We start from the raw sequence: 18,817 nt of genomic DNA on the forward strand, positions 1-18,817 counted from the left end.
GGTTCGGGCCGTTCACTGGCTACAGCTGCAGGTGCTGTGGCAGGTGGCGTAGCGGGTCAGAGCGTCCAGAGCGCCATCAACAAAACTGATGGTGTTGAGCTGGAAATCCGTAAAGATGATGGCAATACTATTCTGGTCGTGCAAAAACAAGGTAAGACCCAGTTTGCTGCTGGTCAACGTGTAAGAATCGCCAGCAACGGCAGCCAAACGACTGTATCACCAAATTAATAATGAAGAGGTGGCTTGCTTGCAGGTCGCCCTACTTTATTGCGGTGGAACAAAGTTTGTAGCGCGAAGTTTGCTAAAGAGTAAGCCTCACCGAAAGATGAGGCTTACTGAGAGAAATTACTCTTTAGTCTGAAGATGAACGATGTTTTGTTCCAGTCGATTAATCAGATCAAGAAGTAGCGCTTGCTCGTCGGAACTGATCCCCAACAAAATCTCATTGCGCGTTTTTTTAATCACCGTTTCCATCTCATTGATGATTGGCTCAGCGCGTTCAGTAAGCTTAATACGTTTTGCCCTGCGGTCATTCGCGCAGGTTTGACGTGAAATAAGCCCTTTCTCTTCAAGCTGGTCGAGCGTTCTTACCAATGAGGGTTGTTCGATACCAATCGCTTTCGCCAACTGAATCTGTGACTGCTCGGGCGGCAACTGATGAATATTGTGCAGCGTAACCCAATGCGTCTGTGTCAACTCCAGAGGTTTTAGACGATGGTCAATCAGAGCACGCCAAATGCGCACTAACCTTGCCAGATCTGATCCTAGTGGCGATTCCAATTTCATCTCCTTATAATTAGCTTGCTAACTTATTATACTGATTTTAAACTATTGTGCAGGCATTCATTGAAAAATTAAATTCCTTACTTTTGCTGATGTTAAGCAACCAGCTATACTTTTAGTTTACAACTAAGTCAGGGGAAACGGCAGTCATCCCCAGTAATTTAAAGGATTATCTGACGTGATATTCAGTTTTATAACATCAGGCTTACCTCTTCAGGACTTGGTTGTCGGGGCTTCCATCTACTTTCCCCCTCTTTTCAAAGCCGTTATCCTTGGCTTTTTTATCTGGCTCATTCTGCATCATTTGCTGCGTGACTGGATGTATTCCGGCGATATCTGGCATCCGACATTAATGGATTTGTCGTTATTCTCGCTGTCCGTTAGCGCAGGACTTGTCATTTTAGTGATGTGGTAAGCAATAACATGAAAACAATAAAGTACTTCTCCACGCTGCTGATTTTCGCTGTCGCCATTATTGTTGGCTGGATGTTGTGGAATTATTACATGCAATCCCCGTGGACGCGAGATGGGAAAGTGCGTGCCGAACAAGTCAGCATCACCCCTCAGGTGTCGGGAACCATTACTCAGTTGAATGTCGAAGATAACCAGTTCGTTCAAGCGGGCACCGTGCTGTTCACTATTGACCCCACGCCTTATCACATTGCCCAACTCAATGCACAAGCGCAGCTAGCCCAAACGCAGTCTGAACTGGCGAAAGCCAGCAATGAAGCATTACGCCGCAGAAATTTACCGCGTAATTATATTTCTGCTGAAGATATGGATACGGCGAATATCAATGTCAAAGCCGAACAAGCCGCAGTTAAAGCTGCCGAAGCCACACTTGAGCACGCGAAATGGCAACTGACTCAAACAACCGTCAGCGCGCCAGTTGATGGTTGGGTCACCAATCTCTCGACCCGTACCGGTAACTATGCCACTGTGGGTCAACCGGTCTTTGCGCTTATCGACAGCCACTCTTTTTACGTGGTCGGTTACTTTGAAGAAACCAAGCTGCGCCATATCCAACCCGGTGACACTACGCAGATTGTGCTGTACAGCGGCCATGTCCCGCTAAGCGGCAAAGTGCAAAGTATCGGCCGCGCTATCTACGATCAAAGCGTGGAAAGCGACAGCAATTTAGTTCCAGATATCAAACCCAATGTGCCGTGGGTGCGCCTCGCCCAGCGCGTTCCGGTGCGCATCAAATTAGATAGAATTCCCGAAGGCGTTACGCTGGTTTCCGGCACCACCTGCACAGTTACCATAAAGCATTAATCGGCTGATGAAACTCTCCGCCCTGCAATGGCAAAACACCCCGTGGGGAAAGGCGAATGCCGGGCAATGGCGTTATGCGCTGCGTAACGCTATTGCGATGTGTCTCGCATTAACTATTGCCTATTATCTCGATCTGGACGAACCGTACTGGGCGATGACTTCAGCGGCGGTGGTCAGTTTTCCCACCGTAGGCGGTGTAGTCAGTAAAAGTTTGGGGCGTGTTGCCGGCAGCCTGATTGGTGCGACGGCTTCGCTAATCATCGCGGGGAATACGCTGAACGACCCCTGGCTGTTTACCTTCGCAATGGCGTCCTGGCTGGCGCTGTGTACGTGGAGTTCAAGTCATTTCCAGAATAACGTTGCCTATGCGTTTATGCTGGCAGGTTACACCGCCGCAATCATCGCTTTCCCTATGGTGAATACCGTCGATACCACGCAACTTTGGGATATCACTCAAGCGCGTGTTTGCGAAGTGATCGTCGGGATTTTGAGTGGGGCATTTATGATGATGGTGCTACCCAGCACATCGGATGGCACCACCCTGCTGACAGCTCTGCGGAATATGCACGCCCGGCTGTTAGAACACGCATCTATGCTGTGGAAACCAGAAACCACCGATGCCATCCGCACCGCGCATGAAGGTGTAATTGGGCAAATTTTGACCATGAATTTACTCAGGATTCAGGCATTCTGGAGCCATTATCGTTTCCGCCGCCAGAACAATTTGCTTAACTACCTCATTCATCAGCAATTGCGCCTGACCAGTGTGATCTCCAGCCTGCGCCGGATGTTGATGAACTGGCCAAACCCACCTGAAAATTTGTGGCCAGTTCTCGAAGCTTTAATCAAAGAGTTGGCGCGGGAAGAAGTTCATAAGTACACCATTGCACGACTGCTTGCGCAGATCGCCCCCAGTACTGAAGATGATTATCGGCATCAGGCATTCTGGCATCGCCTGCGCTACTTTTGCTGGCTCTATCTCAACAGCAGTCGCTGGTTACGCGAGCTGGAAAATGCCACGCCGGTCGCTGAATTAAGCCCGCCAAAAACACCGCCACTGGCTCGTCATACCGACAATACCGAAGCGGTCTGGAGTGCTTTGCGCACGTTTTGTGTGATCACCGTTACTGGTGCCTGGTGTATCAGCACCCAATGGGACGCCGGGAGTGGTGCGTTATCACTGGCGGCCATTAGTTGTGTGCTCTACTCGTCAGTACCATCGCCGTTGAATTCGCTGACCCTGCTAATGCGCACCTTATTGTGGCTTTCGGTGTTCAGCTTCCTGGTCAAATTTGGCCTGATGGTGCAAATCACCGATCTGTGGCAATTCCTTGTTTTCTTACTGCCGCTGTTGGCAACCATGCAGTTACTGAAGCTACAGCAACCCAAGCTAGCTGGACTGTGGGGACAACTGATAGTTTTCATGGGGTCGTTTATTGCCGTCACCAATCCGCCAGTCTATGACTTCGCTGATTTTCTGAATGACAACCTGGCAAAAGTGATTGGCGTGGGGCTGTCGTGGGTTGCGTTTTCGGTGCTGCGCCCCGGTTCTGATACGCGCAAAGGCCGCCGCCATATTCGTGCATTGCGCCGTGGCTTCGTGGACCAACTTAGCCGTAAACCGCAACATTCTGAGAATCAGTTTGAGTCATTGGTTTATCACCACATCAGCCAGCTCAGTAGCAGTAAAGATGACGTGGCACGCCGCTGGCTACTGCGTTGGGGTGTGGTGTTGCTAAATTGTTCGCATGTTGTCTGGCAATTACGCGGATGGGAAACTCGCTCGGACCCGCTTTCTCAGGTACGTGATGTGTGCATTCATACTTTGCGTGACGTGATGAGCGAGCGTGGGGTTCAACAACGTTCTTTAGCCACCTCGTTGCAGGAATTGCAGCGGATGTCGGAAACACTCTCGCATCATCATAATCCGGCAGCGCGCGAACTGGCGGGGATCATCTGGCGGCTTTACTGCTCTCTTTCACAGCTAGAACAAGCGCCACCTGCCGGAACGCTGGCAGGCAGCCACTGAGTTTATTGAATTACACCGCAGGCGTAACGCGCACCACCACCACCTAGCGGTTTAGGTTGATCGGACATATTATCGCCGTCAACATGAACCATCAGCGCCTTACCTTTGACTTCATCAAGGGTTTTCATGCGCGGTGCCGTGACTGGTTCAGTTGCGCTGCCATCATTATCGACCACCAACACCGGTAAATCACCCAAGTGTCCAACCCCCATCGGCCCCATATGCTTACCGGTTTTGTCAGGATCAAGGTGACCACCAGCGGCCTCAGCAGCCGAAGGTTTACCGTTTTTCATTCCGGGGTCACAACTGCCATTGGCGTGAACGTGAAAACCATGTTCACCAGGAGGAAGAGTTCGAAGATCGGGCGCGAAAACCAGCCCTTTATCGGTTTCGGTTATTTTCACCGTGCCAAGAGAATGGTCAATTCCCTTTGACGTGACGAGATTCATTTGCACTTCAGTGCTGGCAGCCTGAACAGCAGCACAGCTAAATAGCGTAAGAAAAGCCAGACTAATTCGCTTCATAATATCTCCCGGATTGACTTTCAGCCTGTTAAGCATAGGCCATACCAGTCGAATGCTCCGGGAGATCGCTATTTTTGTGGTTATGGCACGTCGTAACCCAGCGCAGCTTTACGAATGCGGAACCACTGTTGGCGGTTCATATCGAGGCTTAAAGAGTGAATCGCTGAACGTACGCGCTCAATCTTACCGGAGCCGATAATTGGCAACGGCTTCGCGGGTAAACGCATCACCCAGGCATAAACCACTTGTTCGATAGTTTCCGCCCCCAGTTCATCTCCCACAGCACGCAGCTCATCACGCAACGGTTGGAAAGTTTCATCATTAAACAAGCTCCCGCCGCCCAGGCATGACCACGCCATAGGATGGATGCGCAGTTGCTGGCATTGATCCAGCGTGCCATCAAGAATCGTTGGCTGATACACTGGGGAAATCTCTACCTGGTTAGTCGCCAGCGTAAACGGCAGACGTGATTGCAGCAGACTAAATTGCGCAGGAGTGAAGTTAGAGACACCAAAATGGCGCACTTTGCCGCTCTGATGCAGCGAGGTAAACGCCTCAGCCACTTCGTCAGCATCCATAAGCGGATCCGGGCGGTGAATTAACAGCAAATCGAGGTAGTCGGTAGCCAGTTTTTGCAGTGAAGAGTCGGCACTGCTGATGATGTGTGATTTGTCAGTAATGTAGTGTCCCAGTGCATGGCCTGGATTTGCGGTGGTGGCAATCCCGCACTTGGTGACAATTTCCATTTTCTGCCGTAGGTGTGGCACCAGGCGCATCGCATCGCCAAAGGCAGCTTCGCACTGATAACCACCGTAAATATCGGCGTGATCGGCTGTAGTGATTCCCAGGTCGACATTTTCTTCGATAAAACTTGCCAGCTGGCGAGCGGACATGTTCCATTCCATCAAACGCCAATAGCCCATAACAAGCCGAGAAAACTCAGGTCCCTGCGGGGAAATCGTAATGCGCTGTACCATAAAGCCTATCCTCAGTAAGAAACGAATTCTGCGAGTGAGTATAGCGAGATCAGCGAATTAAAAAAGTGAGGGTTGCTGCGGTTCTTCGGGGGGAGTGGACTTGCTTGCGCGTAATTTGCGTATCAATCTCTGGCGGCATAAGCGCAGTACTTCCTGCTTTTGCCCATCGCTCATTTGCTGCCACTGAAAACGCTCATCGCGGCTACGCATACAACCACGGCAAAAGCCGCGCTCATCCGACTGGCAGATCCCGCGACATGGGCTTTGTATCGGGAAAAACTCTAGCTGTTCAGACACCCTCACCCCCGTAATCTTGTGTTATTTCAATTGAAGCCCTTCATCCAAAATGTTGCAAGCGCGGCGGTGAATATTCTCAACACGTATCCCGAATAGCGGACGATGACCGTTTTGCTTAAATTAAGGTTCACCTAATCTTCATTCTTTAGTCTGTGCCCATTACTTATGAGCACTTATGGCTGTCATGGAAACCCTGAAAAAGTTACAGTGTAACGATTCAAAGTTTAATCTCTACTGCGCGTTCTTCTTCACCATAATCAATTTCTTGTTGATCAAACGCAGCTGGGAAATTATTGAACCAAATTCGTTCCACAGCTGGATTTTCGCCATTTCGGTGCCAGTGGTTTTATTTAGCGCCTGGTTGATAATCTTTAGCCTGATTAACCTGCCGTGGTTGCGTAAACCATTACTGGTGATTTTGGTGCCTGGCTGCGCGGCCTGTAACTATTTTATGTTCACCTGTGGCGCAGTTATCGACAAAAACATGATGACCAACGTCGTGACTTTGGTTACACCGCAATTACTGATGTGGACTGGGCTCACCGGTATTGTATGCGCAGTGTTTTTGGCCACGATTAAAATCAAACCTTCGCGTTGGTGGTACACCCTGCTATCGCGCACCGTTGGCGTACTGGCGGGTCTGCTAATCATTATTCTGGTGGCTTCCGTATTTTATAAAGACTACGCCTCGCTGTTCCGTAACCACAAAAATATCGTAAAAATTCTGCCACCTGACACTTGCATTAGACCGACTGGTCTATTACAGTTCTTTCCATGAACAGACATCCCGCACATGACACTCGTGAACATCTTCTTGCTACCGGCGAGCAGCTTTGTCTGCAACGTGGGTTTACTGGCATGGGATTAAGCGAACTGTTAAGCACCGCCGAAGTACCGAAAGGTTCCTTCTATCACTACTTTCGCTCAAAAGAGGCGTTTGGCGTGGCGATGCTGGAGAGGTATTACACCGCTTATAACCTGCGATTGCAGCAGCATTTTTCGCAAGACAGCGGGAATTACCGTGAGAAATTAATCGCCTGGTATCAGGAAACTGTCACCTGGTTTTCGCAACATGGCAGCCTGATCAGTTGTTTGACGGTTAAACTTTCGGCTGAAGTGTGTGACCTTTCAGAAGATATGCGTACAGCATTAAATAAAGGTTCGGCGCAAATCGTTTCCCAGATTGCAGATGCACTGGAGAAGGGACATGCCGAATCAAGCCTTAAATTAACCGACTCGGCGTTAAGCCAGGCTCAAGTGATTTATGCCCTGTGGCTCGGAGCCAGCTTACAGGCGAAAATTTCACGTAGCGCGATACCGCTGGAATGCGCCCTCGCCCACGTTAGCCAATTATTAGCGGAGCCTGTCTCCTGACAGGCTTTTTTATTTACTCAATTACTAGACGACCGGTCTATTCAAAGGATAACCCATGTCAGCAGATAAATTATTTACCCCACTGAAAGTCGGTGCCATTACCACACCAAACCGCATTTTTATGGCGCCATTAACTCGTCTTCGCAGCATTGTGCCTGGCGATATCCCAACCCCATTGATGGGCGAATATTATCGCCAGCGCGCAAGCTCCGGCCTTATCATCAGTGAAGCCACGCAAATTTCTGCGCAAGCTAAAGGTTATGAAGGCGCACCCGGTCTGCACAGCGATGAGCAAATCGCTGCGTGGAAGAAAATCACCGCCGGTGTTCATGCGGCAAAAGGTCGCATTGCGGTACAACTCTGGCACACCGGCCGTATCTCTCACTCCAGCATTCAGCCAGGCCAGCAAGCGCCTGTCGCGCCATCGGCAATTTCTGCCGGTACGCGCACCTCACTGCGTGATGAAAATGGCCACGCGATTCGCGTCGACACCTCTTTGCCACGCGCGCTTGAGCTGAATGAAATCCCGGGCATCGTCAATGATTTCCGTCAGGCGGTAGGTAACGCCCGTGATGCTGGTTTTGACATGGTCGAACTGCACTCCGCGCACGGTTATTTGCTGCACCAGTTCCTGTCACCGACCTCCAACCATCGTACGGACGAATATGGCGGTAGCCGCGAAAACCGTGCGCGTCTGGTACTGGAAGTGGTCGATGCCGTGAGCAAAGAATGGAGTGCCGACCGAATTGGTATCCGCGTCTCGCCAATCGGTTCATTCCAAAACGTGGATAACGGCCCGGATGAAGAAGCCGATGCGTTGTATCTGATTGAAGAATTGAACAAACGCGGCATCGCTTATCTGCACATGTCAGAGCCTGACTGGGCTGGCGGCAAACCGTATAGCGAAGAGTTCCGTCTGAAAGTGCGTGAACGTTTCAACGGCGTGATCATCGGCGCGGGCGCTTATACCCCAGAGAAAGCGGAGTCGTTAATCGAGAAAGGTTTAATCGACGCTGTCGCTTTTGGCCGCGATTACATCGCCAATCCTGATTTGGTCGAACGCCTGCATCACAATGCCGAACTCAACGCCCAACGTCCTGAAACCTTCTATGGCGGCGGTGCTGAAGGTTATACCGATTACCCAACTTTATAAGACCTGTCGATTGATAGCGGCGTGAATTCGCCGCTATACTTACCCTCACATTTAGAAATTAACCCTTTAATTTTACCCAAATAATTCTAGTTGTGGCCAGGCGGCAAGCTCAGGAATCCCCGGGAGCTTACTTGAGTAAATGACTGGGGTGAGTGAGTGCAGCCAACACCGTCACAACTTGAAGAATGAAGGGGAAAAGAGGAATTTATGCGCTTACTTCATACCATGCTGCGCGTTGGCGATCTGCAACGCTCTATCAATTTTTACACCAACGTACTGGGCATGACCCTGCTGCGTACCAGTGAAAACCCAGAATATAAATACTCTTTGGCGTTTGTTGGCTACGGCCCGGAAACCGAAGAAGCCGTTATCGAACTGACTTATAACTGGGGTACCGAGAGCTACGATCTGGGCAACGCCTACGGCCATATCGCATTGAGCGTTGATAACGCTGCCGAAGCTTGCGAGCGTATTCGCAACAACGGTGGCAATGTAACCCGTGAAGCTGGCCCGGTAAAAGGCGGCTCCACCGTTATCGCTTTCGTTGAAGATCCAGACGGCTACAAAATTGAGCTCATCGAGAGCAAAGATGCGGGTAAAGGCCTGGGTAACTAATACTCAACTAACGGGCGGTAAACCTGCCCGTTAGCTTCCCTTCTTAAAATTTGCCATAATGCGCGCTGCTTTTTCCCCGTATTAAGAGATCCTGATGTCTGACAACACGCAACTGCAAGGCCTGTGTGACCGCTTTCGTGGTTTTTATCCGGTAGTCATTGACGTTGAAACCGCTGGGTTTAACGCGAAAACCGATGCTTTACTGGAAGTCGCTGCCATCACCTTAAAGATGGATCTGGACGGCTGGTTAATGCCTGATGAAACCCTGCATTTCCATGTCGAACCTTTCGAAGGCGCTATCCTTCAGCCTGAAGCGCTGGCCTTCAATGGTATTGACCCGCACAACCCGTTGCGTGGTGCCGTCAGTGAATATGACGCGCTACATGCGATTTTTAAGATGGTGCGCAAAGGCATCAAAGACAGTGGGTGTAACCGTGCAATTATGGTGGCGCACAATGCCACCTTTGATCACAGCTTTATGATGGCCGCGGCAGAACGCGCGTCATTAAAACGTAACCCTTTTCATCCGTTTGTCACCTTTGATACCGCCGCACTGAGCGGACTGGCATTAGGCCAAACGGTGCTGGCGAAAGCGTGTATTGCTGCTGGTATGCCGTTTGATAGCAGCCAGGCGCACTCTGCACTTTATGATACCGAGCAAACCGCGCAGCTATTTTGCGAGATAGTGAATCGCTGGAAGCGTTTAGGTGGCTGGCCGCTGCCACTCCCTGCAGACCCCGAATCGTGAGCATAAAAAAAGCGACCTTAACGGTCGCTTTTTAATAACTAACAGCAAATTACTCTGCGTCTGGCTCTTCAGATTTATGCTTAGCAGCAGATTCTTTAATCAGCGCCTGCAATTCACCACGTTGATACATCTCAATGATGATGTCGCAACCGCCAACCAGCTCGCCATCAACCCACAATTGTGGGAAAGTCGGCCAGTTGGCATATTTTGGCAACTCAGCACGGATGTCCGGGTTCTGCAAAATATCAACGTAGGCGAAACGCTCACCACAGGCAGACAGCGCCTGCACAGCCTGGGCTGAGAAACCACAGCTAGGCAGTTTCGGGGAACCTTTCATATAAAGAAGGATTGGGTTTTCAGTAATCTGTTGTTGGATTTTTTCAATAGTGCTCATTGCTTGCTTCCTCAAACCTGGTCTCGGCAGTAGCCTGCCATTGTAGCGATCGATACCCTCTCCAGAAAACACCAATTTTTGCAGGGTTTCTGTGTACTACGCGATGGAGGGATAACATGTCTCAAGAATAACACTTTTCCGGTAGCTGCAAATCAGGAATTAACCCTATCCCTGATCAATAAATCACCTTATGACCTTAAGTTTGATGATTTTTTTTGCGACTGGTTACGAAACAGCACGACGATAGGTAAAAGGTTGTTAACTTTATCTCACTTAATAGATTAGAATCGGCGGGTTTCGCAAAATCATACACGGGCATGATGGTAATTATCATGCATTCATTTTAACCAGGGGATTGTCGAGTGGCGCGGATAACAAAAATTTCTATCACGCTCTGTGCTCTGCTATTTACCTTGCCGTATACACCATTGACGCAGGCGTCTGAGCACGCTCGTCCCGTGGCGGCGCATAAAGCGCACGTTGTGAAAAGCACAACCAAGAGCACAGAAAAGAGCAGTAAGAGTAAAGATAAAACCACTACCGCCAGCAAGAAAACCAACACCACCTCCAAAACAACCAGCAAGAAAAAAGAAACCACTGCCTCAACGAGTAAAACCGCTAAAAACTCCAGCAGTGCTAAAACAAAAAATCTTGCCAGTAAAGACCGCAAAAAATCCTCTCAGCTCGCGAAAGTCCAGCCTGTTGCTCTCACCGAAAAATGCAGTAAACCTCGTAAAGGTTATAAAACGCATTGCGTGAAAGTCAAAGCAGAGCCACCAACGACGATTGCCGCTGCGCATAAAGTCCGGGTGCAAAAAGCACAGAAAACGGCGATGAACAAATTGATGGGCCAGATTGGCAAACCGTATCGCTGGGGTGGGACTTCACCGCGTACCGGTTTCGATTGCAGCGGTCTGGTTTATTACGCCTATAAAGATTTGGTGAAGTTCCGTATTCCCCGCACTGCTAACGAAATGTATCACCTGCGTGATGCCTCTTCGGTGGATCGTGGTGAGCTGGAAACAGGTGACCTGGTATTCTTCCGTACACAAGGTCGCGGCACTGCGGATCACGTAGGCGTGTATGTAGGCAACGGTAAGTTCATTCAGTCTCCACGTTCTGGCAGGGATATCCAAATCACTTCCTTGAGCGAAGATTACTGGCAACGCCACTATGTTGGCGCTAAACGTGTCATGACCTCCAAAACCATTCGTTAAAAATTCGTCGAAAATCTGCGCCTGCCCTTCATTGGGCAGGCGTGTTCCTCTTTTGCTTACCCTTTCAATTTGTTACCCTAAACCCGCACTAAAAGTGTTGTCTAGATGTAAACAATAATAAGGAGTTAGCAATGTCGTTCGAACTACCTGCACTACCGTATGCAAAAGATGCTTTAGCACCGCATATCTCCGCCGAAACCCTGGAATACCATTACGGTAAACACCATCAAACCTATGTCACTAACCTGAATAATCTGGTTAAAGGCAGCGCGTTTGAGGGTAAAACCCTCGAAGAGATCGTTCGTACTTCCGAAGGTGGCGTATTTAACAACGCCGCTCAGGTCTGGAACCACACTTTCTACTGGAACTGCCTGGCACCAAATGCTGGCGGCGAGCCAACTGGCGAACTGCTGGAAGCCATCAATAAATCTTTTGGTAGCTTCGCTGAGTTCAAGCAGCAATTTACTGATGCTGCTATCAAGAACTTCGGTGCTGGCTGGACATGGCTGGTTAAACAGGAAGATGGCGCATTAGCGATTGTTTCTACCTCTAACGCTGGCACCCCACTGACGACTGCAGCTAAACCGCTGTTGACTGTGGATGTGTGGGAACATGCGTACTACATCGACTACCGCAATGCTCGTGCTGGCTACCTTGAGCATTTCTGGGCGCTGGTGAACTGGGCGTTTGTTGCGAAGAATTTAGCAGCTTAATGCAAAAGTAAATGGGCCGCGATTTGCGGCCCATCTTGATCAAAGCGTAAAAATCAGTGCAGTACGGCAGTTAGTGCGCCGAAAACAATCAAAGCCAAAACAATTACCGTCGTCGTGATTGAAAATTTCAAATCGGTGCTCATCATTAAACTCCTTTTATATCCATACAATCGATGTGTCAGGGTGATTTTCCCACAACCAGAGATAAAAATCCTCCAGGTTTTAATCTGATATCAATTTTCCCTCTTCCACTTTTCGCCTGGATAGGCCAAAATCCCTCGCTAATTTGTTGCGTATCGTCAATTCAATGCCCTCCTCCCGTTTTATGTCGCAATCCCGGCATACCTGCAACCATCATGTTGCCTGTGGAGTCAGCGTACGCAAACGTTTAACATAATAGCAATCAAGGGTTTACGATATAGCCCGGAGTGAATTTTAATGGCGACAATCAAGGACGTGGCGAAGCGCGCAAACGTTTCCACTACAACCGTATCACATGTGATTAACAAAACCCGTTTTGTGGCGGAAGAAACGCGCAATGCGGTGTGGGCAGCAATTAAAGAATTGCACTACTCGCCAAGCGCCGTAGCACGAAGCCTGAAAGTTAATCACACCAAAACGATTGGTCTGCTTGCCACTTCCAGTGAAGCACCCTATTTCGCCGAGATAATCGAAGCGGTGGAAAATAGCTGCTTTGAAAAAGGCTACACCCTGATTTTGGGCAACGCGCACAACAACTTTGAAAAGCAGCGCGCTTACTTATCGATGATGGCACAAAAGCGTGTCGATGGCCTGTTAGTGATGTGCTCTGAATATCCTGAATCATTGCTCACCATGCTTGAAGAGTACCGTCACATCCCTATGGTGGTGATGGACTGGGGCGAGGCTCGTGCCGATTTCACCGACTCCGTGGTCGATAACGCTTTCCACGGCGGTTATCTTGCTGGACGTTATTTGATTGAACGCGGCCACCGCGAAATTGGCGCCATTCCCGGGCAAATGGAACGTAACACCGGTGGCGGCCGCCATGCAGGCTTTATGAAAGCACTGGAAGAAGCGGGAATTTCCATTCCGGAAAACTGGATTGTTCAGGGTGACTTTGAACCTGAATCAGGTTACCGCGCCATGCAGCAGATCATCGGCCAGTCTCATCGCCCAACAGCGGTATTCTGTGGCGGCGACATTATGGCGATGGGTGCTATTTGCGCTGCTGATGAAATGGGGCTGCGCGTGCCGCAGGATATTTCCGTTATCGGTTACGACAACGTACGCAACGCGCGTTACTTCTCACCAGCATTGACCACCATCCACCAGCCGAAAGATTCGCTAGGGGAAACGGCGTTTAATATGCTGCTGGATAGAATCGTCAACAAACGCGAAGAGTCGCAGTCGATTGAGGTTCACCCGCGTCTGATTGAACGCCGCTCTGTGGCTGATGGCCCGTTTCGCGATTATCGCCGCTAAGTGTGTGTCGGATGTCGCGCAAGCGACATCCAGCAGACTTACAGCGGCTCCTGTAACCACTCCTGATTCATCGTGTCACTATCGCCTAAGTAATCCAACAGCCAGGCCAACGCTGGCGATGCATCGTTTTGCTGCCATGTCAGGCAACATGCCGCGTCAGGGAATGGATTATCCAGCGTTAATTCGCGCCATTTCCCTGAAGCAACCCACGGTTTGGCAATATGTAACGGCACCATGCCGATACACAACCCCGCGCTCAAGCAATCCGAACCGGACGCCCAATCAGGCACTACCACGCGGCGCTGGTTATCTAACAGCCAGGTAATTCGTTTTGGTAATGAACGCGAAGTATCTTCCAGAACTAGCGATGGCCAGGCACGCAGGTCATCATCGCTTAACGTCCCGTCGCACTGTGCCAGTGGGTGCGAGGAAGCCACCACGCAACGCCAGCTCAACGTTCCCATATCACGGAAGGCATAACGCCCCCCAACCGGAATCGCCTGAGTCGCGCCAATCGCCACTTCTACGCGTCCATCCGCCAGCGCATCCCACACGCCGTTGAACACTTCCTGAAAGATACGTAATTCGATATCAGGAAAATGGCGATAGAAATCCAGCACCAGTTGCCGCGTTCGCTCCGGTTTTACAATGTTATCAACTGCAATCGCCAGGTGACCGCGCCATCCATTGGCGATCTGTTGGCACTGTTGCCGTGTCGTCATCATTTTTTTGATAACAGAGCGGCCTTCTTTGAGAAAAAAGACGCCAGCAGGGGTTAATTCAACATCCCGATGACGACGTTCGAATAGCGGAACGGCTAACCAATCTTCGAGTTGCCGCACCGTATAACTAATGGCAGACGGAACGCGGTGCAACTCTTGTGCTGCACCGCTGAAGCTGCCATTGCGCGCTACCGCATCGATGACTTCCAGCGAGTATTCTGACCACATTTCTTTGCTCACAAATTTTTTGAACGCAACCTACAAATATTAGCGTTTCACAAGCGTAATTGCACTCCGTACACTCTCGCGGCGATTAACCTGCAAGATAAAACAAGAGAAAATTATGCAACCATCAAAAGGATTTCTTATCTGGCTGGCCGGATTAAGTGTGCTGGGGTTCCTCGCCACAGACATGTATCTGCCTGCTTTCGCTGCCATTCAGCAAGATTTACAGACCGACGCCTCTGCCGTCAGTGCCAGCCTGAGTCTGTTCCTTGCCGGCTTTGCGTTTGCCCAGTTGATGTGGGGTCCATTGTCAGACCACTTCGGTCGTAAACCGGTATTACTGGCGGGTTTGAGCCTGTTCGCCATCGGTTGTATTGGCATGCTGTGGGTTGAAAGCGCCACCGCGCTACTGGTACTGCGTTTTGTTCAGGCGGTTGGCGTCTGTTCTGCGGCCGTCAGTTGGCAAGCTTTGGTGACCGATTACTATCCGGCGAATCGCGCTAACCGTATTTTCGCCACCATTATGCCACTGGTTGGCTTGTCTCCGGCGTTGGCACCGCTGCTCGGTAGCTGGATTTTGACTCACTTTGACTGGCAGGCGATTTTCGCCACTCTGTTTGCCATCACGCTGGTGCTGATGATCCCGACTTTACGTCTGAAACCCCGCACTCAGCACCATCCGCAAACCGAAGATAATAAAGTCAGCTTTACCTCTTTGCTGCGCTCACGCGTGTACAGCGGGAACGTATTGATTTATGCCGCCTGCTCCGCCAGCTTCTTTGCCTGGCTGACCGGTTCGCCATTCATTCTTAACGATATGGGTTATAGCCCGGCGGTTATTGGCCTGAGTTATGTGCCGCAAACCATCGCCTTCTTGATTGGCGGCTACGGCTGCCGTAGCGCGCTGCAAAAATGGCAAGGCAAGCAAATGTTGCCATGGTTACTTGCGCTCTACACCCTGAGCATTTTCGGTACCTGGGGTGTGGCGGTCAGCGGCCATGCCAGCCTCACGCTGCTATTGATTCCATTCTGCGTGATGGCGATTGCTAATGGTGCGATTTACCCGATCGTCGTTGCTTCAGCCTTGTTGCCATTCCCACAGGCCACCGGTAAAGCAGCTGCATTGCAAAATACGCTGCAATTAGGTTTGTGCTTCCTGGCAAGTTTGATGGTGTCATGGTTGGTCGCAACCCCGTTGTTGACCACCACCAGCGTCATGCTGGTGACCATCGTCTTAGCCATGTTGGGCTACTTGCTGCAACGCCGTAGTCATGTCAAAGTCTGGCAACCTGCTGAATCCGATGCACATTAATGTATCGTTTGCGTGACAGCAATGTAGTTAGCTTGCTAACAATATTTCATTGAATCACCGCCTGGGCGAGCCTATACTTATTTACGGCTTGACCGTCAGCACAATAATAATGACGTTTTGACGGGAGCCTTTGTGCTCCCGTTTGTTGTTTTAGAAGCTTTTTTTGTGGGCTCTCGCCCCCCTTTCTCTGTTCTACGTCGGATATCAGGCTCGCGGTATTTTCCGTGACATTTCTCACATGCCCAAAATAGCGTCTACGCTGTTTTAAGGTTCCTCTCACAATGGTGATGGAGAAGCTATGAGTTCATCGTGTATAGAAGAAGTCAGCATAAGAAATAACCCGTGGTATCGAATCGTGAGCGAAATGCTCACGCAGGCTGGCGTGGAAATTAACGGCCCGCGCCCTTTCGATATCCAGGTTAAGCATCCCGATTTTTTTAAGCGCGTGCTGCAAGAAGGCACCCTCGGGCTGGGTGAAAGCTATATGGACGGCTGGTGGGACTGCGAACGGCTGGATATATTTTTCAATAACACCATCCGTGCCGGACTTGAGAATCAACTCCCCCGCCATTTAAAAGACACCCTGCGCATTGCTGCAGCCCGAATATTAAATCTGCAATCCAAAAAACGCGCCTGGATTGTCGGTAAAGAACATTATGATCTTGGCAACGACTTATTTAGCCGGATGCTCGATGAACATATGCAATATTCCTGCGGCTACTGGAAATCAGCCACTACCCTTAGCGATGCGCAGAATGCCAAACTGAAAATGATCTGCGATAAGTTGCATCTTGAGCCAGGTATGACGCTGCTGGATATCGGCTGCGGCTGGGGTGGGCTTGCGGAATATGCCGCACGGCATTATGGGGTCGTGGTTCATGGCGTGACCATTTCTGCCGAGCAGCAGAAAATGGCTCAGGAACGTTGTCTCGGGCTGGACGTGACTATCTTGCTGCAAGATTATCGCGATTTAGAAATGCAGTTTGACCGCATTGTTTCAGTTGGCATGTTTGAACACGTCGGGCCGAAAAACTATGCCACCTATTTCAATGTGGTTGACCGCAACCTGAAACCGGAGGGTATTTTCCTGCTGCACACTATTGGTTCGAATAAAACCGATAACTGCGTTGACCCGTGGATAGACAAATACATTTTCCCGAACGGTTGCCTGCCGTCCGTGCGCCAGATTGCCGATGCCAATGAAGGCCATTTCGTGATGGAAGACTGGCATAACTTTGGTGCCGACTACGATAAAACGTTAATGGCATGGCACGAGCGTTTCCAGAATACCTGGCCGGAATTTGCCAGTAATTATTCAGAACGATTCAAACGGATGTTTAGTTATTACCTTAATGCGTGTGCCGGAGCCTTCCGCGCCCGCGATATTCAGCTGTGGCAAATCGTCTTTAGCCGCGGCATCGAACACGGCTTACGCGTCCCGCACTGATTTAATACCCCGGCTAGTCCGGGGTTTAGCATTTTCTTAACAAATCGTGAACTTCTTCACGTTTCCAGCTCTCCTTTCCTCACGAGTTTGATCTCGCTAACACTTATCTCTTTATTCAATGGAAACCGGTTTCCCTGTTGTTTCACAATCAATCCACTTACCCCGACAATAACAAGGATACCGCCATGAGCATGTACCAAAAAATGGTCAATGTGATTGAGCAAAAAGTCACTCCCATGGCCGGAGCGATGGGCTCTCAGCGCCATGTCATCGCCATCCGCGACGGCTTTATCTCTGCCCTACCGTTTATGATCATCGGTTCTTTCTTGTTAGTATTTATTTTCCCGCCGTTCTCACCTGACAGTAGTTGGGGTTTTGCCCGCTCGTGGTTGAGTTTTTCTCTCACCTACCGTGAACAGCTGATGTTGCCGTTTAACCTCAGCATGGGTGTCATGACATTCTTTATTTCGGTCGGTATTGGTGCAAGCCTCGGAAAGCACTATAAGCTCGACCCGATTATGACCGGCTTACTGGCATTTATGGCTTTTTTACTGGTCGCAGCACCGTATAAAGACGGGCAGATTTCAACACAATATTTCTCTGGCCAGGGCATCTTTACCGCTCTGCTGACGGCCATTTATGCCAGCGAAATGTATGCGTTCCTCAAACGCCACAACATCACTATCCGCTTGCCGAAAGAAGTCCCAACCGGTGTTGCGCGTTCGTTTGAGATCCTGATTCCGGTGGTGGTGATTGTCGCCACGCTCCATCCGCTGAACTTATTTATTGAATCGACCACCGGAATGATTATTCCGGAAGCGATCATGCACCTGCTGGCACCGCTGGTTTCGGCCTCTGACTCATTACCTGCGATTCTGATTTCGGTGTTTATCTGCCAGATCCTGTGGTTTGCCGGTATCCACGGTGCACTGATTGTCACCGGGATTATGAACCCATTCTGGATGGCCAACCTTTCGGCGAACCAGACCGCACTCGCCGCCGGTAACGTGCTGCCGCATATCTACCTGCAAGGTTTCTGGGATCACTACCTGCTGATTGGCGGCGTCGGTTCAACATTGCCGCTGGCGTTCTTGCTGCTGCGTAGCCGCGCCATTCACCTGCGTACTATCGGTAAAATGGGCGTGGTGCCAAGCTTCTTTAACATCAACGAACCCATTTTGTTCGGTACGCCAATCATCATGAACCCGCTGTTCTTCCTGCCATTTACTTTGGTGCCGATGATTAACGCAACCCTGGCGTACATCGCGACTAAATTAGGTTGGGTGGCACAAGTTGTGTCGTTAACACCGTGGACAACCCCGGCACCCATTGGCGCGTCGTGGGCCGCAAATTGGGCGGTAAGTCCCGTAATCATGTGCCTGATTTGTATGGTCATGTCGGCTGTGATGTATTACCCCTTCCTGAAGGCTTACGAGCGCACCCTGCTAAAACAGGACGAAGAGCGCAGTGCACAGGAAAACGAGAACCCGATTACTGTAAGTTAATTTTTTATAGCCTGCCGGTATGGCAGGCTCGTCAAATGAGGAA

The 18,817-nt window shown here is 50.1% G+C and carries 21 protein-coding genes and 1 pseudogene; 15 read left to right on the forward strand and 7 right to left on the reverse strand.

All coding sequences use genetic code 11. From position 1 onward, the window contains the following. Positions 1–228 (forward strand): annotated as a pseudogene (slyB, locus tag MES37_RS14470) (outer membrane lipoprotein SlyB); the annotation flags it as partial. A 117-nt stretch (positions 229–345) separates the two neighbouring features. On the opposite strand, the gene slyA reads toward slyB, so the two are convergent. Further along, complete coding sequence (gene slyA / locus MES37_RS14475) at positions 346–786, reverse strand: transcriptional regulator SlyA (RefSeq protein ID WP_064546267.1); 441 nt, start codon at positions 784–786, stop codon at positions 346–348. Between the two features lie 175 nt (positions 787–961). Between slyA and MES37_RS14480 the strand changes: the two genes are divergently transcribed. Genes MES37_RS14480 through MES37_RS14490 form a run of 3 tightly spaced genes read left to right on the forward strand, consistent with a single transcriptional unit; the run spans position 962 to position 4,087 of the window. After that, positions 962–1,198: a DUF1656 domain-containing protein gene (locus MES37_RS14480; protein ID WP_074388562.1), complete on the forward strand. Its 237-nt coding sequence runs from the start codon at positions 962–964 to the stop codon at positions 1,196–1,198. An 8-nt stretch (positions 1,199–1,206) separates the two neighbouring features. Next, positions 1,207–2,058 carry an efflux RND transporter periplasmic adaptor subunit gene (locus MES37_RS14485; protein WP_232885796.1) on the forward strand — a complete coding sequence of 284 codons (852 nt, stop codon included), beginning with the start codon at positions 1,207–1,209 and terminating at the stop codon, positions 2,056–2,058. 7 nt (positions 2,059–2,065) lie between these two features. After that, positions 2,066–4,087 (forward strand): FUSC family protein, encoded by a 2,022-nt coding sequence (locus tag MES37_RS14490; protein WP_121813581.1) that lies wholly within the window; start codon positions 2,066–2,068, stop codon positions 4,085–4,087. Between the two features lie 2 nt (positions 4,088–4,089). On the opposite strand, the gene sodC is transcribed toward MES37_RS14490, so the two are convergent. The 3 genes from sodC to MES37_RS14505 form a co-directional block, all read right to left on the reverse strand. Continuing rightward, positions 4,090–4,611 (reverse strand): superoxide dismutase [Cu-Zn] SodC, encoded by a 522-nt coding sequence (gene sodC, locus MES37_RS14495; protein ID WP_064546567.1) that lies wholly within the window; start codon positions 4,609–4,611, stop codon positions 4,090–4,092. An 80-nt stretch (positions 4,612–4,691) separates the two neighbouring features. After that, a complete protein-coding gene (locus tag MES37_RS14500) occupies positions 4,692–5,588 on the reverse strand; it encodes an aldo/keto reductase (RefSeq protein WP_237931836.1) in 897 nt (298 codons plus the stop codon). 57 nt (positions 5,589–5,645) lie between these two features. After that, complete coding sequence (locus MES37_RS14505) at positions 5,646–5,885, reverse strand: DUF1289 domain-containing protein (RefSeq protein WP_074388561.1); 240 nt, start codon at positions 5,883–5,885, stop codon at positions 5,646–5,648. Positions 5,886–6,060: 175 nt separating this feature from the next. Between MES37_RS14505 and MES37_RS14510 the strand changes: the two genes are divergently transcribed. The 5 genes from MES37_RS14510 (at position 6,061) to rnt (ending at position 9,775) form a co-directional block, all read left to right on the forward strand. Then, positions 6,061–6,663, forward strand: coding sequence for a phosphoethanolamine transferase domain-containing protein (locus MES37_RS14510; RefSeq protein WP_064546259.1), 603 nt, complete (start codon positions 6,061–6,063; stop codon positions 6,661–6,663). Beyond that, positions 6,660–7,259 (forward strand): TetR/AcrR family transcriptional regulator, encoded by a 600-nt coding sequence (locus MES37_RS14515; RefSeq protein WP_121813583.1) that lies wholly within the window; start codon positions 6,660–6,662, stop codon positions 7,257–7,259. The genes MES37_RS14510 and MES37_RS14515 overlap by 4 nt, the downstream gene beginning before the upstream one ends. Before the next feature lie 55 nt (positions 7,260–7,314). Then, the gene (locus MES37_RS14520) at positions 7,315–8,412 is read left to right on the forward strand and encodes an alkene reductase (protein WP_064546254.1); all 1,098 of its coding nucleotides are present in this window, start codon (positions 7,315–7,317) and stop codon (positions 8,410–8,412) included. 207 nt (positions 8,413–8,619) lie between these two features. Continuing rightward, a complete protein-coding gene (gene gloA, locus MES37_RS14525) occupies positions 8,620–9,027 on the forward strand; it encodes a lactoylglutathione lyase (RefSeq protein ID WP_064546252.1) in 408 nt (135 codons plus the stop codon). A gap of 94 nt (positions 9,028–9,121) precedes the next feature. Beyond that, positions 9,122–9,775: a ribonuclease T gene (rnt, locus tag MES37_RS14530; RefSeq protein ID WP_237931838.1), complete on the forward strand. Its 654-nt coding sequence runs from the start codon at positions 9,122–9,124 to the stop codon at positions 9,773–9,775. A 49-nt stretch (positions 9,776–9,824) separates the two neighbouring features. Here the strand turns inward: rnt and MES37_RS14535 are convergent, their stop codons facing one another. After that, positions 9,825–10,169, reverse strand: coding sequence for a Grx4 family monothiol glutaredoxin (locus MES37_RS14535; protein WP_064511765.1), 345 nt, complete (start codon positions 10,167–10,169; stop codon positions 9,825–9,827). A gap of 362 nt (positions 10,170–10,531) precedes the next feature. Here MES37_RS14535 and MES37_RS14540 point away from each other — a divergent pair, with 362 nt between their 5' ends. After that, the gene (locus MES37_RS14540) at positions 10,532–11,386 is read left to right on the forward strand and encodes a C40 family peptidase (protein ID WP_237931840.1); all 855 of its coding nucleotides are present in this window, start codon (positions 10,532–10,534) and stop codon (positions 11,384–11,386) included. 131 nt (positions 11,387–11,517) lie between these two features. Continuing rightward, the gene (sodB, locus tag MES37_RS14545; RefSeq protein WP_064546243.1) at positions 11,518–12,099 is read left to right on the forward strand and encodes a superoxide dismutase [Fe]; all 582 of its coding nucleotides are present in this window, start codon (positions 11,518–11,520) and stop codon (positions 12,097–12,099) included. Positions 12,100–12,152: 53 nt separating this feature from the next. Here the strand turns inward: sodB and cydH are convergent, their stop codons facing one another. Next, entirely contained in the window at positions 12,153–12,245 is a 93-nt protein-coding gene (cydH, locus tag MES37_RS24950) for a cytochrome bd-I oxidase subunit CydH (RefSeq protein WP_202914370.1), read from the reverse strand. A gap of 292 nt (positions 12,246–12,537) precedes the next feature. Between cydH and purR the strand changes: the two genes are divergently transcribed. After that, entirely contained in the window at positions 12,538–13,563 is a 1,026-nt protein-coding gene (gene purR, locus MES37_RS14550) for an HTH-type transcriptional repressor PurR (protein ID WP_064546241.1), read from the forward strand. A gap of 38 nt (positions 13,564–13,601) precedes the next feature. Here the strand turns inward: purR and punR are convergent, their stop codons facing one another. Further along, positions 13,602–14,513, reverse strand: a complete 912-nt coding sequence (punR, locus tag MES37_RS14555) for a DNA-binding transcriptional activator PunR (RefSeq protein ID WP_121813587.1) — start codon at positions 14,511–14,513, stop codon at positions 13,602–13,604. A 115-nt stretch (positions 14,514–14,628) separates the two neighbouring features. Here punR and punC point away from each other — a divergent pair, with 115 nt between their 5' ends. The 3 genes from punC (at position 14,629) to MES37_RS14570 (ending at position 18,774) form a co-directional block, all read left to right on the forward strand. Next, the gene (punC, locus tag MES37_RS14560; RefSeq protein WP_064546237.1) at positions 14,629–15,822 is read left to right on the forward strand and encodes a purine nucleoside transporter PunC; all 1,194 of its coding nucleotides are present in this window, start codon (positions 14,629–14,631) and stop codon (positions 15,820–15,822) included. A 298-nt stretch (positions 15,823–16,120) separates the two neighbouring features. Then, positions 16,121–17,269, forward strand: a complete 1,149-nt coding sequence (gene cfa / locus MES37_RS14565; protein WP_064546232.1) for a cyclopropane fatty acyl phospholipid synthase — start codon at positions 16,121–16,123, stop codon at positions 17,267–17,269. Between the two features lie 185 nt (positions 17,270–17,454). Continuing rightward, positions 17,455–18,774: a PTS sugar transporter subunit IIC gene (locus tag MES37_RS14570; RefSeq protein ID WP_237931842.1), complete on the forward strand. Its 1,320-nt coding sequence runs from the start codon at positions 17,455–17,457 to the stop codon at positions 18,772–18,774. Positions 18,775–18,817 lie beyond the last annotated feature (43 nt).

The organism is Buttiauxella sp. S19-1, assembly GCF_022134725.1.
In the GTDB taxonomy this organism is placed as follows: Bacteria; Pseudomonadota; Gammaproteobacteria; order Enterobacterales; family Enterobacteriaceae; genus Buttiauxella; species Buttiauxella ferragutiae.

What these genes read in the sequence shown, in the direction of transcription:
- sodC (WP_064546567.1), bottom strand. Translation starts at nt 4,611, where the DNA reads ATGAAGCGAATTAGTCTGGCTTTTCTTACGCTATTTAGCTGTGCTGCT.
- MES37_RS14520 (WP_064546254.1), top strand. Translation starts at nt 7,315, where the DNA reads ATGTCAGCAGATAAATTATTTACCCCACTGAAAGTCGGTGCCATTACC.
- cfa (WP_064546232.1), top strand. Translation starts at nt 16,121, where the DNA reads ATGAGTTCATCGTGTATAGAAGAAGTCAGCATAAGAAATAACCCGTGG.
- sodB (WP_064546243.1), top strand. Translation starts at nt 11,518, where the DNA reads ATGTCGTTCGAACTACCTGCACTACCGTATGCAAAAGATGCTTTAGCA.
- MES37_RS14485 (WP_232885796.1), top strand. Translation starts at nt 1,207, where the DNA reads ATGAAAACAATAAAGTACTTCTCCACGCTGCTGATTTTCGCTGTCGCC.
- MES37_RS14515 (WP_121813583.1), top strand. Translation starts at nt 6,660, where the DNA reads ATGAACAGACATCCCGCACATGACACTCGTGAACATCTTCTTGCTACC.
- punR (WP_121813587.1), bottom strand. Translation starts at nt 14,513, where the DNA reads ATGTGGTCAGAATACTCGCTGGAAGTCATCGATGCGGTAGCGCGCAAT.
- rnt (WP_237931838.1), top strand. Translation starts at nt 9,122, where the DNA reads ATGTCTGACAACACGCAACTGCAAGGCCTGTGTGACCGCTTTCGTGGT.
- purR (WP_064546241.1), top strand. Translation starts at nt 12,538, where the DNA reads ATGGCGACAATCAAGGACGTGGCGAAGCGCGCAAACGTTTCCACTACA.
- MES37_RS14490 (WP_121813581.1), top strand. Translation starts at nt 2,066, where the DNA reads ATGAAACTCTCCGCCCTGCAATGGCAAAACACCCCGTGGGGAAAGGCG.
- MES37_RS14500 (WP_237931836.1), bottom strand. Translation starts at nt 5,588, where the DNA reads ATGGTACAGCGCATTACGATTTCCCCGCAGGGACCTGAGTTTTCTCGG.
- MES37_RS14510 (WP_064546259.1), top strand. Translation starts at nt 6,061, where the DNA reads ATGGCTGTCATGGAAACCCTGAAAAAGTTACAGTGTAACGATTCAAAG.
- cydH (WP_202914370.1), bottom strand. Translation starts at nt 12,245, where the DNA reads ATGATGAGCACCGATTTGAAATTTTCAATCACGACGACGGTAATTGTT.
- slyA (WP_064546267.1), bottom strand. Translation starts at nt 786, where the DNA reads ATGAAATTGGAATCGCCACTAGGATCAGATCTGGCAAGGTTAGTGCGC.
- MES37_RS14535 (WP_064511765.1), bottom strand. Translation starts at nt 10,169, where the DNA reads ATGAGCACTATTGAAAAAATCCAACAACAGATTACTGAAAACCCAATC.
- gloA (WP_064546252.1), top strand. Translation starts at nt 8,620, where the DNA reads ATGCGCTTACTTCATACCATGCTGCGCGTTGGCGATCTGCAACGCTCT.
- MES37_RS14570 (WP_237931842.1), top strand. Translation starts at nt 17,455, where the DNA reads ATGAGCATGTACCAAAAAATGGTCAATGTGATTGAGCAAAAAGTCACT.
- punC (WP_064546237.1), top strand. Translation starts at nt 14,629, where the DNA reads ATGCAACCATCAAAAGGATTTCTTATCTGGCTGGCCGGATTAAGTGTG.